Genomic DNA, 15,347 nt, shown 5'->3' with positions numbered 1-15,347 from the left:
CCCAAAAAAATTATTTTTTCTTTAAAGACTTGTCGTAACTCATAAAAATATTAATCCAAATATTTCTAGAAAGACGCATTATTATAGGCATAAATACAACTAGTGTGGCTATTATAGAAATAAAAATATAATTGAGACTCGCGTTAAAAACGTAAAAACTTATAACAAAAGCGGCCACAGCAAAAGCAATACCTACAGCATAACTAACATACATGGCGCCGTAGAAGAATGAAGGTTCTATCTTATACTTTGTCCCACAATTGCTGCATGTTTCGTTCATGCTTAATGCCTCAGAAAGAATATAAGGGTTCTTGTTGATGTACATAGATTCTTCATGACATTTTGGACATTTACCAGTAAAAATGCCATAAAGTTTAGAGCCTTTTTTAAACATATAATTTAGTGTACTTTTGCATCCGAATTTAATAATGCAAAATTACTGTTTTAATAATTACGCATTGTGACAAAAGTTACATTTCTATGATGAACATTCATAATTTATCGATTTCATTTCAAGGAGAATACCTTTTTGAAGATATAACCTTCAAATTAGGCAATGGTGATAGAATTGGTCTTATTGGTAAGAATGGAGCTGGTAAATCTACAATGCTTAAGATTTTATCGAAAGAAATGGAGCCTGATACTGGGCAAATAGCTGCAGATAAAGAACTTAAAATAGGTTTTTTAAAACAGGATATTGATTTTATTTTAGGTAGAACGGTTTTAGAAGAATCTTACGAGGCTTTTACAGAAATAAAAGCTTTGGAAGCGCAGATGGAAGCTGTTAATACTGAAATGGCTGAGCGAACAGATTATGAAAGTGATGGCTATCATCAATTAATGATTGATATTAATGAGCTGCAACACCAGTATGAAATTCAAGGCGGTTATAATTATCAAGGCGATACCGAAAAAATATTACAGGGCTTAGGTTTTAAACGTGAAGATTTCGATAAGCTAACGGATACTTTTTCTGGAGGATGGCGTATGCGTATTGAGTTGGCTAAGTTATTACTTCAAAGTAATGATATATTACTTTTGGATGAGCCTACTAACCACTTGGATATTGAATCTATTATTTGGTTAGAAGGGTTTTTAAGAAATTACGCTGGAGCGGTAGCCATTGTATCGCACGATAAGATGTTTTTGGATAATGTTACTAATAGAACTATTGAAATCTCTTTAGGACGCATTTATGATTACCCTAAGCCTTACACCAAGTATTTAGTTTTACGTGAGGAATTGAGAACACAACAATTAGCATCACAAAAAAATCAGCAAAAACAGATTGAGCAAACTGAAAAATTAATTGAAAAGTTTCGTGCAAAAGCGTCAAAAGCCACTATGGCACAATCGCTTATTAAAAAGCTAGATAAAATTGATAGGATTGAGGTTGATGAAGATGACAATAGTGTGATGACACTTAATTTCCCTGTTTCTATTACACCTGGAAAGGTTGTGGTCGAGGCAGAAAAGGTGTCAAAAAATTATGGCGATAATCAGGTTTTAAAAGATATTGATTTACTTATTGAGCGCGATAGCAAAACGGCTTTTGTTGGGCAAAACGGACAAGGGAAATCTACTTTAGCCAAAATGCTTGTTGGTGATATTGAGTATGAAGGAAGTTTGAAACTTGGGCATAATGTACAAATAGGATACTTTGCTCAAAACCAAGCCGAATATCTTGACGGAAATAAAACAGTACATGATACCATGATTGATGCTGCCAACGAAACAAATAGAAGTAAAGTTCGAGATATTTTAGGATCGTTTTTGTTTAGAGGCGACGAGGTTGATAAATATGTGCGTGTGCTTTCTGGTGGTGAGCGTAACCGTTTGGCTTTGGCTAAATTAATGTTACAGCCTTTTAATGTGCTTATTATGGATGAGCCAACCAATCACTTAGATATTAAATCTAAAAATGTTTTAAAAGAAGCATTAAAGCGATTTGAAGGTACATTAATATTGGTTTCGCATGATAGAGATTTTTTACAAGGCTTAACTAATTTGGTTTATGAGTTTAAAGACCATAAGCTAAAACAATATTTAGGGGATATTGATTATTACCTTGATAAACGAAAAGTTGATAACTTACGTGAGGTTGAAAAACGTACCGTGGTAAAAGAAACACCTAAGGTCAAGAAGCAACAGTCTTACGAAGATCAGAAAAAGTTAAAATCGTTAAACAATAAGTTGAGTAATGTTGAGTCTAAAATCAATCAGCTTGAGCGTGATATAAAAGCTATAGATTTAGAACTTGAAATTAATTATGAAGAGGTGTCTTCTAAACCTAACTTTTTTGACGATTATCAAAAAATGAAGACTCTTTTACATGAATATATGCAAAAGTGGGAGGACATTCAACTTGAAATTGAAGAGTTCGGAAATTAATATTTTTTTATACTTTCTTTAACGTTTCGCGTTTAAACTAAAGTCTAATTTTGTGGTCAGACTATCAAAATTAGAAGCATGCGTAAAATTATACTTTCCGGAATCGGAATTCTACTAGTAGTATTGTCTTTTTTGTTTGCAAAAAAGCTTATTGCAGATAAACATAAACCTAAGCCAGTTAAAGAAAAAGTTGTTAAAACGGTATTAATTGACACGGTTAAGAATAGTACGATTCAAATTGTAATTCCGGCAAATGGAAGTTTAGTAGCTAAACGAAGATTGGAACTTTATGCAGAGGTGCAAGGAATTTTTAAACCATCAAATGTACTTTTTAAACCAGGTCAAAAATATACTAGAGGTCAAAGTTTAATTAGAATTGATGCTTCAGAGCATTACGCTAGTGTTCAATCTGCTAAAAGTGATTTGTACAATGCCATTGCTGCAATTATGCCAGATTTACGTCTCGATTTCCCTGAGGTTTTTCAAAAATGGCAAGCTTATCTTAATACATTCGATTTAAGTAAGGCAACACCAGAACTTCCAAAAATGACTTCCGATAAGGAAAATTATTTTATAACAGGCCGTAGTATTGTTTCTAGTTATTACAATGTTAAAAATTTAGAACAGCGTTTATCAAAATATACTATTTCTGCTCCTTTTACAGGGATATTAACAGAGGCTTTGGTAACCGAAGGTTCATTAATAAGAAGTGGTCAAAAACTTGGTGAGTTTATAGATACGTCAATTTATGAATTAGAAGTTGCTTTAAGTAAAAGTTACGCTAGTTTATTAAAAGTAGGAGAAACTGTAAAACTTACTAATTTAGATAAGACAGAATATTATATAGGTAAAGTATCTCGTGTAAACGGAAGTATAGATGCAACAACCCAAACCATAACAGCATATATTGATGTTAAGAATGATGCGTTAAAAGAAGGCATGTATTTGGAGGCAAAATTGAATGTAAAAGAAGAACCAAATGCTATTGAAATAGATCGTAATTTATTATCAGAGCAAGAAGAAATATTTGTTGTTAGAGATAGTTTATTAGATGTTATATCTGCAAAACCAATTTATTTTTCAGATACTAAAGTGGTTTTAAAAGAGGTGCCAGATGGTACAGTTATTCTTAAAAAATCAGTTCCCGGCGCATATGCTGGTATGCTTGTTAAACCTTTTAAAAATGCTAATACTAAGGCAGATAAATAATGAGAAAATTAATCGCTTATTTTATTAAGTATCATGTCGCTGTAAATGTTTTTATTTTAGCATTTTTTGTATTTGGTTTTCTTGGAGTTTCATCATTAAAATCTTCTTTTTTTCCGCTAACAGATTCTAAAATTATTACAGTTAGTATTGCTTATCCTGGAGCCTCTCCACAAGAAATTGAAGAAGGTGTCGTGCTTAAAATAGAAGATAATCTTAAAGGTTTAAAAGGTGTAGATAGAGTTACATCTGTTTCAAGAGAAAATAGTGGAGCTATAACTGTTGAAATTGAAACCGGTGAGAATATCGATTTTATGCTTCTTGAAGTTAAAAATGCAGTAGATCGAGTACCCTCGTTTCCAACAGGCATGGAACCTTTAATAGTAGCAAAGCAAGAAGCTGTTCGTGAAACCATTTCTTTCGCTTTAAGCGGAAAAAATATTCCGCTAGCTACGTTAAAACAATTAGGGCGTCAGGTTGAAAACGATTTAAGAGCTATTGATGGCATATCACAAATTGATATTTCTGGTTACCCTGAAGAAGAGATTGAAATTGCAGTTAATGAAGCTAGTTTATTGGCATATGATATTAGTTTTGCTGATGTTTCTCAGGCTGTAAGTTCTTCAAATATTTTAGTTACTGGCGGTAATATAAAAACCAATGCAGAAGAATATTTAATACGCGCTAATAACCGTTCGTACTATGGGAATGAGTTGTCAAATATCATTATAAAGGCTTCTAATGATGGTAAAACGGTTCGTTTAAAAGATGTTGCTATAATACGTGATCGTTTTTCTGAAACACCTAATGCTAGTTATTTTAATGAAGAATTAGCTGTAAATATTAGTATAACAAGTACAAATAACGAAGATTTAATTTCATCTGCAGATAAGGTTAAGGCTTATATTGAAGATTATAATCAAAGCCATAATAATATAAAACTTAATGTTGTTAGAGATTTATCTATAACACTTAATCAGCGTACGCAGTTATTGACAGAAAATGCTATTATGGGTATTGTTTTAGTACTCATTTTCTTGTCTTTATTTCTTAATACACGTTTGGCATTTTGGGTAGCATTTGGACTTCCAATTTCCTTTTTAGGGATGTTTATTTTTGCTGGACAGTTTGATGTTACTATAAATGTACTCTCTCTCTTTGGAATGATTATCGTAATTGGTATTCTAGTTGATGATGGTATTGTAATTGCCGAAAATATATATCAACATTACGAAAAAGGGAAAACACCTATACAAGCAGCTATTGATGGAACTATGGAAGTAATTCCGCCGGTTGTTTCAGCAATAATAACAACGCTTTTGGCATTTTCGTTGTTTCTCTTTTTAGATAGTAGAATTGGTGAGTTTTTTAGTGAAGTAGCGGTAATTGTAATTTTAACTTTAGTGGTGTCTTTAGTTGAGGCTTTAGTGATTTTACCAGCGCATTTAGCACATTCAAAAGCACTTCAAAAACCTGTAGAAGACGAAAACCCTTCTAAAATGAAGCAATTCTTTGCTAAAATGCGAATTATCAATAAAATTGGAGACCGTATCATGTCTTTTTTAAGAGATAGAATTTATAGCCCGGTTTTAGATCTTGTTTTAAAATTTAAATTTCTTTCATTAGGTATTTTTGTTTCATTCTTAATACTAACTTTTGGATCAATAGGAGGAGGTATTATTGGGGTTACTTTATTTCCGTCGGTAGCGAGTGATAGGGTATCGGTCGAATTGGATATGCCTAACGGAACTAACGAGAAAATTACAGACTCTATTATTTCTATGATAGAGCAAAAATCGTATATCGTTAATAAAGAACTTTCAGAAAAATATTTTAAAGGAACTGATAAGCAATTGTTTGAAAATACAATTTTAACGTTAACAAGTTCCTCTAGCGCAAGGTTGAATATAAATATGCTGCCTGGTGAAGAAAGACCAGATGCTATTAATTCGAGGTTAGTAGCTAATAAATTGAGAGAAGCTGTTGGCCCAATAATCGGTACAGAACGTTTAATTTTTGGTTCTGGCGGTAATTTTGGAGGTAGTCCAGTTTCGGTATCCTTATTAAGTAATAATATAGAGGACCTAAAGGCCGCTAAATTAGAGCTCAAAAAAGTTTTACAATCCAACCCTTTGTTAAAAGATGTTGAAGATAACGACCCAGAAGGTATTAAAGAGATTCGACTAGAATTAAAAGAAAGTGCCTATTTATTAGGTTTAAACTTAAGTACAGTAATGTCGCAAGTACGTGCTGGGTTTTTTGGAACACAAGCACAGCGTTTTCAACGTGGGCAAGACGAAATTCGTGTTTGGGTTCGTTATGATAGAACAAACAGAGCCTCTATAAATAATTTAGACGATATGCGTATTGTTACACCTTCGGGAGCTCGTGTTACCTTAAAAGATATTGCTACTTATACTATTGAAAGAGGTGATGTTGCGATTAATCATTTAATTGGACAACGTGAAATTCAAGTATCTGCAGATTTAAAAGATCCTAGCACTAGTGCTACCGATATTTTAGACGACATTAAAACTAACGTAATTCCAGAAATTAAATCAAAGTATCCAACTATTTCGGCTTCATTTGAAGGTCAAAATAGAGAAAAAGATAAGTTAACAAGTTCCCTTGCTAAGGCAGGAATTCCTATTTTATTTCTAATATATATTACTATCGCTTTTACTTTTAGAAGCTATAGTCAACCAATTTTATTAATACTATTAGTGCCATTTAGTTTAACAGCAGTAGCTTGGGGCCATTGGATCTTAGGATTTTCTGTAAATATATTATCTCTATTAGGAATTATTGCCTTAATAGGTATTATGGTGAACGATGGATTAGTTTTAATTGGGAAGTTTAATTCTAATTTAAAAGAGGGTATGACCTTTGATTTAGCACTTTCTGAAGCTGGGAAATCAAGGTTTAGAGCAATTTTCTTAACCTCATTAACTACAGTTGCTGGTTTAGCACCATTATTACTCGAGAAAAGTAGACAAGCTCAGTTTTTAAAACCCATGGCTATTTCTATTTCGTTTGGTATTGGCTATGCCACAATATTAACCCTTTTAGTATTGCCGCTGTTTTTAGCATTTAGTAATGATATTAAAAAGAATGTAAAATGGCTAGCAACAGGAAATGAAGTTACTAAAGAAGAAGTAGAACGCGCTATTAAAGAACAAAAAGAAGAACATGAGAATTAAATTTGTTTTTTTAAGTATAATATTGATTTCGCAAATAACAGTATTTGCACAAGAAGTCATTACTCCAGAGAAAGCCATTGCTTTAGCTTTGGAAAATAATTATGGAATTAAGTTAGCAAAAACCGATGTTGAAGTTGCAAAAAATAATGCAAGTATTTTAAATTCTGGTTATTTGCCATCGTTAACAGGAAATGCTGGAGCAACTTATAATTTAGATAATACGGAAGCAGAATTTTCAGATGGTAGAGTCACAACATTGAATGGTGCCGAAAGTTCTAGATATAATGCATCAATCGATTTAAATTATGTTTTATTTGATGCTTTGGGGCGTTCTTATGATTATAAACAGTTAAAAGAAACGCAACAACTTACAGAGTTACAAGCTCGTGAAACCATAGAAAATACGATAATACAACTTTTTACTGTGTATTATAGTGTTTCTGAACTTACCGAAAATAATGATGCCCTATTGGAAACATTTGCCATTTCTAAGGATAGGTTAATTCGAGCTCAATATCAATTTGAATACGGGCAAAGTACAAAATTGGCTGTGCTAAACGCTGAAGTAGATATTAATAACGATAGTATTAGCTTAATGAATTCTAAACAACAATTAAATAATTCTAAACGTGATTTGAATCTTGTTTTAGGAAATACATTAGATGATGAATTTGATATAGATGCGATTGTAGAGTTTAATAATCTCTATAATAAAGATGAGCTTTTAGAAAAAGCAAAGGCTAACAACATAAGTTTGTTGCAGGTTGATAAAAGTATTGACATTAACAAACTAGGCATTAAGTCTGAAAAGTCAACTATGTTTTTGCCAACTATTGGTTTAACAGGGAGTTATGGATGGAATAAAAATAATAATAATGCAGCTTCTTTTGTGTCTGTTTCTACAAATACGGGACTCTCAGGTGGGTTAAATTTAAGTTGGAATTTATTTGATGGAGGTAGCAATATTACACGTGTGAGAAATGCTAAAATTAATTTAGAAGCAAACAATATTCAAAAGGAGCAATTGCTTGTAACCGTTGAGCGCGATTTTAATAATGCATGGGATGATTATCAAAATAAGCTAAGTATATATCGACTTCAAGAAGAAAACATTAAAACGTCCCAAAATAATTTTGATAGAACCGAAGAGAAATTTAAAATAGGGCAAGCAAATTCAATCGAGTTCAGACAGGCTCAGCTTAATCTTCTTAACGCCGAATTAAGTAAAAACAGAGCTAAATATTTAGCTAAATTAGCTGAATTTCAATTGCTTCAATTAAGCGGAGAGATCTTAAATATTAGTTTTTAAGTCTTATAATTAGACCTGATAGATTGAGTTTGAAAAAACAATAGTAAGAGTTTAATATCGTGCTAAATTAAGTGATTTAACAGTTGGTCGAAACCAAAATGTTAAAACTTTACGTATTTCATCGATAAAAATAGTTTTTAGTCTGATTTGGACCTATATTCGTACAAGATTTAATCCCAAATTGACCAAATAACATGAAAACTCTAAAATTAATAGCAATTTGTTTCTTTGTCACAGCATATTCTTTTGCTAATGTGTCATCTACAGATAAAGATGCCTTAATTGCTCTATATAAAGCCACAAACGGTGCAGAATGGAATTCCTCATGGGATTTAAATGCATCTGTAGATAAATGGTATGGTGTAAAATTAGAAAACAATAAAGTTGTTGAAATTAATTTACAATTTAATAACTTAAATGGTGAGTTGCCTCAAGAAATAGGAAACTTATCTAGTTTAAAAGTTTTAAATTTAGGTTTTAACAAATTAAAAGGAAATCTTCCAGCGGCATTAAAAAACTTAAAGGCGCTAACTGCCCTAGAGTTATTTATGAATAGATTTGAAGGAAATATACCTTCAGAACTTGGAGAATTAAAAAACCTTGAATCATTAAAATTATATAGTAACAAATTAACTGGTGAAATACCGGCTTCATTAATGGGTTTAACGAACTTAAAAGAACTTCTAATAGGAAGTAATTTTTTAACAGGTCAAATACCAACTGAGATTTATGCTTTGTCAAAATTGCAAAAGCTAAGTTTAATGGATAATAAAATGGATGGTGAAATTCCTGCAGAAATAGCGCAGCTTAAAGATTTAGAAGAGTTGTTACTATCAACAAATCAATTTACTGGAGATTTACCTAAGGAGTTTATGAATTTAACAAAACTTAATACTATGATGGTAAGTGATAATAACTTAAACCAAGAGTATATTAGTGTTTCTGGTAAAAATCCACCTTCGCTTATGCAATTAGAGTTACAAAATGCAACAGCAACAATGGATATAGAAAAAGAGTAATATAGTTTTCACAATTTAGTTATTAAAAAGCCATCATGTTTATGATGGCTTTTTTATTTTTATAATATGATAGAGCATTTTTTTACTTGCCCACATTGTTGGGAAACCATATCGATGTTGTTGGATAACTCGGTTTATAATCAATCTTATGTTGAAGATTGTGAAGTATGTTGTAATCCTATTCAAGTTACATTTCAATTTGTAAATACGGAATTAACAGCCTTTCAGGCAGATAGCATAGAGCAATAATATTTTCTATTTTTATCTTGTAGAAACATAAAAAGCATTGTATATTTGCAGTCCTAAATAATTTGATCGGCATTATGAACCGAAAGTTTGTGCTCAACTTGATTGAGTATCGCTAAGTAAATTATTTAAGATTATATCGCGGGATAGAGCAGTAGGTAGCTCGTCGGGCTCATAACCCGAAGGTCACTGGTTCGAGTCCAGTTCCCGCTACTAAGTAAAAGCACTGATTTTCAGTGCTTTTTGCATTTAAATAAGGTGGTTTTATAAAAACGGAGCTACTTTTTTTATTTCCTGTAAAACATTTGTAAAACAAATTCCCTGTAAAACGTTTTGTCCTATATAAGGAAGCAAATGTCCAAAGTCGCCTACTACCTAGCTTTTTGAACATTTGCATCCAGCGATGACTTAAGTCGTTGCAACTTTTAAGACATAGCTGGGCAAGATTGCTTTTGAACAGTTCTAACGACTTTTTCAAAAGCGATCTTGCCAAAGGACACCTTTGGAATCCATTTTTATCCAAAAAAAGAAGACAGGAGAATTGCTTCGTCCTGTCTTGTATTTTTGTTTGTTGCGAAATATTTATCGCTCTAATTCGTCTTTGTTATGTACTTGTTGTTCTAACTCCAACTGTCGTTTTTCATTACGTAATAATACATCCCAATCTGCATCTAGTCCTTTCTTATCATAATAAGCAGCTGATGATACCAAGCTTAAACCTTCATAATAAAGTTGCTTAATTTCTTCTGGGTTATTTTGAAGTTTTGTCTCTAGAAATCCTTTTTCTTCTTTCGCTTGATTGTAAAAACCTTTTCCAGAAGCAATGATGCCGTTACAAAATCTATTAAATATTTCTCGATTAGGAGCAAGGTCGAGTGAACGCGCGACTTTGTTAATTTCATAAGTATCAAGTTCCCTTCTCAGCTCCAGCATACACAAAAGAAATTGAGCAATTTCGCTGTTGGTCTTTTTCTTAAGTTCTTTAATAAGTGTTTCATCATAATTAATGATGTCTTCAAAAGGTGTTTGTTCTAAGACTTTCTCTATGGTGTTAAAAAATGTGTTTTTGTTCATCATAATGCTCGGTGTATATATTCAATTGTATCATAGCATTAACGCTCCTGTTCTTGGTCTTTGTCCTTGTGAGATTTTAATTTCTGTAACTCGTTCATACGTTTTTGCTCTTTTTCTATAGATATTCGTGCAGGATCAAAGCCCAATGTTTTTAGTCGGTAGCGTCTTTTGAAACCTTGAACGCCGACAATCTTACCGCCTCTTGAATAGAATTGGATTCCTGCTTTTTCAAATTCTCTTTTATCTACCTTTTCAGTGCGGACACGAGCAAAAACTTCGACTAGAACATGACGTAATTCTTGGCGCTCGCTTTGCTTCCCTCTTAAGTTTAATTCTCGTTCAATATCAAGCTGAAGCATGGCTTCTTTTTTTTAGAATGATTGACTTTACTGAAGGTGAGTCCAAGTTCCTTTTCTTGAAATTGCTCCATACGGATTTTAACCTCTTTAAATTCTTTTCGAGATAAACGCACTGGCTTTCCTGTAGCAAATTCGAGTGCTGAAATAACATTGTGAATATGCAGGTGGTCTTTGTCTGAGTGCATGGTGCTTATCACCATTGAGTTTGGTGAACGTTCCTTAGCATATTTTCTAGCAATTTTAAGGAGTACTTTCTTTGGTAGCTTATCAGTATCAGCTTTGTGAAATGATATTATCTCGTGATACGCAAAATTTTTATTACGCCTTTCAATACTGCGTTTTGATTCGTTTTCACTGAATTGGCTCACCATATTTTTAATACGCTTTTCCAACAATTTTTGTTCTTTGATAAGGTCACTTTGTGCCTCCTGCATTTCTTTGTCAAAGTTCCTGTCACCCTTGATGTAGCGATTGATAATGAAGCCGAGTTGCTTCTGGTTTTCTTTGGTAAGAATATAGCGAATAGTGTTTTCAAGTGCCTTTTTAGACTTTATGGATTTACTCTTAATTATCATGATTTATAGATTTAATAGTTGTAAAAAGTTGTCTTCAAGTTTATCAAATCGCTCCAGAACATCTTCAAGAGCATCTGATACTTCATTATCTAAAGACTCTTCCACTAGGTTAATGAGTGTTCGTAACTGTTGGTGTACTTCACTAATGATTTCTGTATCTACGTGAGGTGTTTCTTGAGATTTGAGTTGTCTGTTAACAGCATCATATAAGAATTGAGATACACTTTTATCTCCTCTTTTTTGGTGTATTAGTTGTAGCTGTTTTGAATAAAAGCCAAGTGAGAATTCTTTCCTTTTGATTCTCTTTTCTCTTCGGTAGTGTTTGTAATATATTTTCCAATATTCTTTTTTAGCATTTTTAATTTCATCCCATGAAGGATTTGGATTGTCCTTAAAAGCACAATCCAAATAGTCATGGAGTGATGAAAAGCTAAACGATTCCATTAGCGCTCTTGATCGTTTTCTTGTGTTTTACTTACTTTTAGTCCTTGGAGCTCTACCTTACGCTTCCTTGATTTTTGCGGAACGAGGTCTTGATAGCTTATCTCGTTAAAATGGATATCTCGTTCTATTCCTAATCCAAAAGGTCTTACAATAGACTCTAACTCCGTAATTGAAAACGAACCCCATTCATCAAATGCAAGTCCAGTAACATACCCATTACAGATGTTAGTGTGTGGATCATATTCTGTTGCGTACCACGTTGCAGATCCAACTGGGTCAAAGAACTTGGCAATAAAGGTTGGGTTTTCTTTTTCTGACTGGTCACCAACTTGAACAAACCTTTTTTCTAATGCTTTAGTCATTAACTTCATAATGTATAGGATTAAGAATTAATTATATTCTTGGATTATTGCCAAGAGTCTTGAATGGCGATAGATCGATATATTGAATGTTGTAATCTAAAACAGAATCGGTTTCAATATCATTTTGCATTGCCAATTTGCTACGTAGTTTAGACTGTTTATAAGCTGGCGTTACCTTCACCTTTAGAGGTTTTTGCCCATTAGGGAGTACAATAATTTCGCTGTCGAGTTCTCGTATTTCAGAGGCATACATTAGTGGACGTTGTTTTTTCTGCTTACTCTCTTTATCGGTATAGGAGTAGTATCCTAGTAGTTTTTCTAATTCAAAGGCTTTTTTATCCTGCCCTCCGTAGTAGCATTTTACATAGCAGTTCTGAAGAATATTGTCTTTAAGTTCTTTATATGGACTTAGTAAGGATTCGTCTTGGAGAATTATAAGCTGTGGAATTTTAAATTTTCGACTATTACTAATGATATTGCTGTAATCTGGAAGGCCGTCAATTAAACTTGAAAATTCATCTATTATCATCATGATATCCAAATCATCAGTACTCGGTAGTTTTGAAAAAGCAAACCGGTAGAAGCTTTGAAATATCAGACTTACCATCGGAGCATAAAATTTAGCATCACTAACAGGAGATTGAATAAACAATACCTGTGGAGTTGTTCTGAAACACTCAAAAGAAAAACTAGTAACTGAAGTTATATCTGCAAGAGTTGGATTATCACCGAGCCATGACAATGCTGATAAGCTTGTTGCTGTAATTGATTTTAAGGTGCGCTCTGAATTCCCTGCCAAAGCCTTAAACTTTGACCACACGGCTTCAGAAGCCTTTTCTGCCATCAGTCGTTCAATAACATCTGGTGATGCTTGATACTTCAGAATAAGACGATATACATTGCCTAGATTGGCATGTATCCTTGGTTCGGATTCCAGTACATATTGAATGAAAAGGGTTAGGCAGTCTTCTCCACTCAAGGAAAAGAAATCACTTTTGTCAGACGCATTACTCATAAGAGTCTTTGCAACCTTTCGCATAGCAGAAATATCACCCTTACAACCATCTAGTGGATTTAGGTACACGCCACTTTTCTTATTGAGATTCATAACGAGCGTCGTAATTCCAATACTATTTAAATACGGAATGGTAGAAGCCAACTCTGAAGAGTTATCATTTATTACCATTGAGGATTCAGAATTCAAAATAGTTGGAAAAATATGTACTTGTGACTTCCCTTTTCCAGAACCAGCAACAACGCAAAAATTACGTCTTGATGTTTCTAAATTTAAAAAACGTTTACCATCCACACACCAACCTTTATTTTTCTTTGAGATGAGTTTGTTTTCAACACCAAATTTGGCATTGACACTGTGGTCTTTTTCTAAGAGATTTTCAATTCCTTCAAAAAGACTCATTATTGCTTCAAGTATCATATCTATAATTGTCTTTACCATAGCTGTAGAATTAAATTTTAATCAATAAATTTTTTGCTGAATTTCACCAATACTTTTGCAAGTGCCTCAGCGATTCTTGAAAGTATATATATAGCGAGCATAAAAAGTTTCCAGAATGCAGAAATGATTTGTCTTAATTTTTTTAGTAAGATTCCGGAATTATTCATAAGATTCATTGGTGTTAATGAGTTGCGATAATCGTCCCTTACAATCAGGACAATCCGTTTTATAGTTCGGTTTGAGTTCAGGCTCTATTTTTTGCCAACAGGCCATAAAATTTTGTGCATACGTTCCAAGTGGATTATAGAGCTTATCAAAAAGTGGATTACCACCATTAGGGTGGACTTTTAGTTGTAGAAAGTTCCAATCCAAGACACCAACATCATTCAATAATCCCTTGAAAAAAGAAACACTTTCTTTGGTGTTATCAGATGAATCTCTATGTAAAATTCCTAAAATTAAGATTCCGATATAACTATCTAATAATGCTGAATGGAAAATGGTGTTACATTGTGAACTGATATTTATAACTTCTTTTTCTTGCGCTTTGTAACGACTACTGACAGCACATCGAAAACACGCAGGTGTATAATTAGGTATTTGAAAAAACACTTCGGCGGTTCTACTCTTGGCATACCAACCAGCCCATAGTGATGGCGTTTGATATTGTAATGCCAATAAATTACCAAAGCTTTGTGCCTTGAATGAATCTGTTAGAAATAGAAACATATCGGCATCTTTGAAAATACTATCGATTTCTTCAGAAGACATCGCGAGAAAATCAGCAGTAATCCCTACATAGTTCATATTGGGATTTATTCGTTCAATCTTTTCTTGTAAAGCATCTACTTTATACGTTCCAATATCTGCTTGGTCATAACCTTGTCGCACAATATTGGTGTCATCAACCTTATCAATATCCAGTACAGTCAATCTACCAATACCTGTTCTGACTAGGTTTAGGATGAGTTGTTTTGAGCCACCAGCTCCAACAATCACGATATGTGAGTGCTGTAATAATTCAATGTCAACACTTTCTGTAATTCTTTTGTAATTCATAATAGGGTATTTAAAAGTTGTGAAATGTATTTGTAGCCGTGAAATAACACGCCAAGAGAGAATAGGAGTAATCCTGTATAAAAGATGCTCCATAATAGCTTATAGTAATCCTTAAATGAGAATGGTTTTGCTGTAATAGTCGATGCTATTTGGTTTGGAAGAGATAGTTCACCTGAAGGTAAATAGTTTGTATAATCATCAGGCAGTAATTCTAAAGTAGTTTTTTCTACTCTACCATCCTTATGAAATACATAAGGAACAAAATCATAGGTGCCATCTGTCGCGGGAAACATAAGAGGTACTAGAAACTTATCGACAGGAATATTATTAAACTGTTTTTCAAAATACATCTTATCAGGTTCTGAGAGTTGCTTATAACCTTGTGGATGCGAATGAAAGAAGCCTAATAATTGCAAACCTTCTTCGGCTAATGTGTCCATCATCGGATTTAGATAACCCACATTAAAACTGTAACTACTTTTTGTGGTTTTAGCATTCTTGTCGTATAGAAATTTTGTCACCACCCAATCCTTGCGTGAGCCAAAAAGTAACCCTCCTGATTCGGCTGGACGAGAGCCAACCGTTTTAAGCATTTCTGTATAAGCTGATGTTGTAATTTTCATTTTTAAGTGATTTTATTGGTTAAA

15 protein-coding genes and 1 tRNA gene are annotated in these 15,347 nt (G+C 33.1%); 7 read left to right on the top strand and 9 right to left on the bottom strand.

Translation table 11 applies throughout. The features are described 5' to 3' along the window. Positions 1-10: 10 nt before the first annotated feature. The gene (locus tag SJY43_RS01505) at positions 11-394 is read right to left on the bottom strand and encodes a DUF983 domain-containing protein (RefSeq protein WP_396602085.1); all 384 of its coding nucleotides are present in this window, start codon (positions 392-394) and stop codon (positions 11-13) included. 86 nt (positions 395-480) lie between these two features. Here SJY43_RS01505 and SJY43_RS01500 point away from each other — a divergent pair, with 86 nt between their 5' ends. The 7 genes from SJY43_RS01500 (at position 481) to SJY43_RS01470 (ending at position 9,584) form a co-directional block, all read left to right on the top strand. Then, positions 481-2,391 (top strand): ABC-F family ATP-binding cassette domain-containing protein, encoded by a 1,911-nt coding sequence (locus SJY43_RS01500; RefSeq protein WP_396602084.1) that lies wholly within the window; start codon positions 481-483, stop codon positions 2,389-2,391. A gap of 78 nt (positions 2,392-2,469) precedes the next feature. Continuing rightward, the gene (locus SJY43_RS01495; RefSeq protein ID WP_396602083.1) at positions 2,470-3,600 is read left to right on the top strand and encodes an efflux RND transporter periplasmic adaptor subunit; all 1,131 of its coding nucleotides are present in this window, start codon (positions 2,470-2,472) and stop codon (positions 3,598-3,600) included. Continuing rightward, the gene (locus SJY43_RS01490) at positions 3,600-6,797 is read left to right on the top strand and encodes an efflux RND transporter permease subunit (RefSeq protein WP_396602082.1); all 3,198 of its coding nucleotides are present in this window, start codon (positions 3,600-3,602) and stop codon (positions 6,795-6,797) included. Before SJY43_RS01495 ends, SJY43_RS01490 begins: the two co-directional genes overlap by 1 nt. Next, the gene (locus SJY43_RS01485; RefSeq protein ID WP_396602081.1) at positions 6,787-8,106 is read left to right on the top strand and encodes a TolC family protein; all 1,320 of its coding nucleotides are present in this window, start codon (positions 6,787-6,789) and stop codon (positions 8,104-8,106) included. Before SJY43_RS01490 ends, SJY43_RS01485 begins: the two co-directional genes overlap by 11 nt. A 194-nt stretch (positions 8,107-8,300) precedes the next feature. Then, complete coding sequence (locus tag SJY43_RS01480) at positions 8,301-9,125, top strand: Two component regulator three Y domain protein (protein ID WP_396602080.1); 825 nt, start codon at positions 8,301-8,303, stop codon at positions 9,123-9,125. 66 nt (positions 9,126-9,191) lie between these two features. Next, positions 9,192-9,374 carry a CPXCG motif-containing cysteine-rich protein gene (locus tag SJY43_RS01475; protein ID WP_396602079.1) on the top strand — a complete coding sequence of 61 codons (183 nt, stop codon included), beginning with the start codon at positions 9,192-9,194 and terminating at the stop codon, positions 9,372-9,374. A 137-nt stretch (positions 9,375-9,511) separates the two neighbouring features. Next, positions 9,512-9,584, top strand: a tRNA-Met gene (locus SJY43_RS01470). 369 nt (positions 9,585-9,953) lie between these two features. Here the strand turns inward: SJY43_RS01470 and SJY43_RS01465 are convergent. The 8 genes from SJY43_RS01465 to SJY43_RS01430 form a co-directional block, all read right to left on the bottom strand. Further along, positions 9,954-10,448 carry a DUF4240 domain-containing protein gene (locus SJY43_RS01465; RefSeq protein WP_396602078.1) on the bottom strand — a complete coding sequence of 165 codons (495 nt, stop codon included), beginning with the start codon at positions 10,446-10,448 and terminating at the stop codon, positions 9,954-9,956. A gap of 35 nt (positions 10,449-10,483) precedes the next feature. Beyond that, positions 10,484-10,804, bottom strand: coding sequence for a hypothetical protein (locus SJY43_RS01460; RefSeq protein WP_396602077.1), 321 nt, complete (start codon positions 10,802-10,804; stop codon positions 10,484-10,486). Beyond that, on the bottom strand, positions 10,774-11,379 hold the full coding sequence (locus tag SJY43_RS01455; RefSeq protein ID WP_396602076.1) for a relaxase/mobilization nuclease domain-containing protein: 606 nt from the start codon (positions 11,377-11,379) through the stop codon (positions 10,774-10,776). Before SJY43_RS01455 ends, SJY43_RS01460 begins: the two co-directional genes overlap by 31 nt. A gap of 3 nt (positions 11,380-11,382) precedes the next feature. After that, positions 11,383-11,823 (bottom strand): hypothetical protein, encoded by a 441-nt coding sequence (locus SJY43_RS01450; RefSeq protein WP_396602075.1) that lies wholly within the window; start codon positions 11,821-11,823, stop codon positions 11,383-11,385. Further along, positions 11,823-12,194, bottom strand: coding sequence for a DUF2958 domain-containing protein (locus SJY43_RS01445; RefSeq protein ID WP_396602074.1), 372 nt, complete (start codon positions 12,192-12,194; stop codon positions 11,823-11,825). The genes SJY43_RS01450 and SJY43_RS01445 overlap by 1 nt, the downstream gene beginning before the upstream one ends. 22 nt (positions 12,195-12,216) lie before the next feature. Beyond that, entirely contained in the window at positions 12,217-13,641 is a 1,425-nt protein-coding gene (locus SJY43_RS01440) for a type IV secretory system conjugative DNA transfer family protein (protein WP_396602073.1), read from the bottom strand. A 159-nt stretch (positions 13,642-13,800) separates the two neighbouring features. After that, the gene (locus SJY43_RS01435; RefSeq protein ID WP_396602072.1) at positions 13,801-14,700 is read right to left on the bottom strand and encodes a ThiF family adenylyltransferase; all 900 of its coding nucleotides are present in this window, start codon (positions 14,698-14,700) and stop codon (positions 13,801-13,803) included. After that, positions 14,697-15,323, bottom strand: a complete 627-nt coding sequence (locus tag SJY43_RS01430) for a Mov34/MPN/PAD-1 family protein (protein WP_396602071.1) — start codon at positions 15,321-15,323, stop codon at positions 14,697-14,699. Before SJY43_RS01430 ends, SJY43_RS01435 begins: the two co-directional genes overlap by 4 nt. Positions 15,324-15,347: the final 24 nt, after the last annotated feature.

The organism is Algibacter sp. R77976 (assembly GCF_044594645.1).
Lineage (GTDB): Bacteria > Bacteroidota > Bacteroidia > Flavobacteriales > Flavobacteriaceae > Algibacter_B.
The sequence above is the reverse complement of the archived record's forward strand: the minus strand, read 5'-3'. Positions and strand labels throughout refer to the sequence as shown.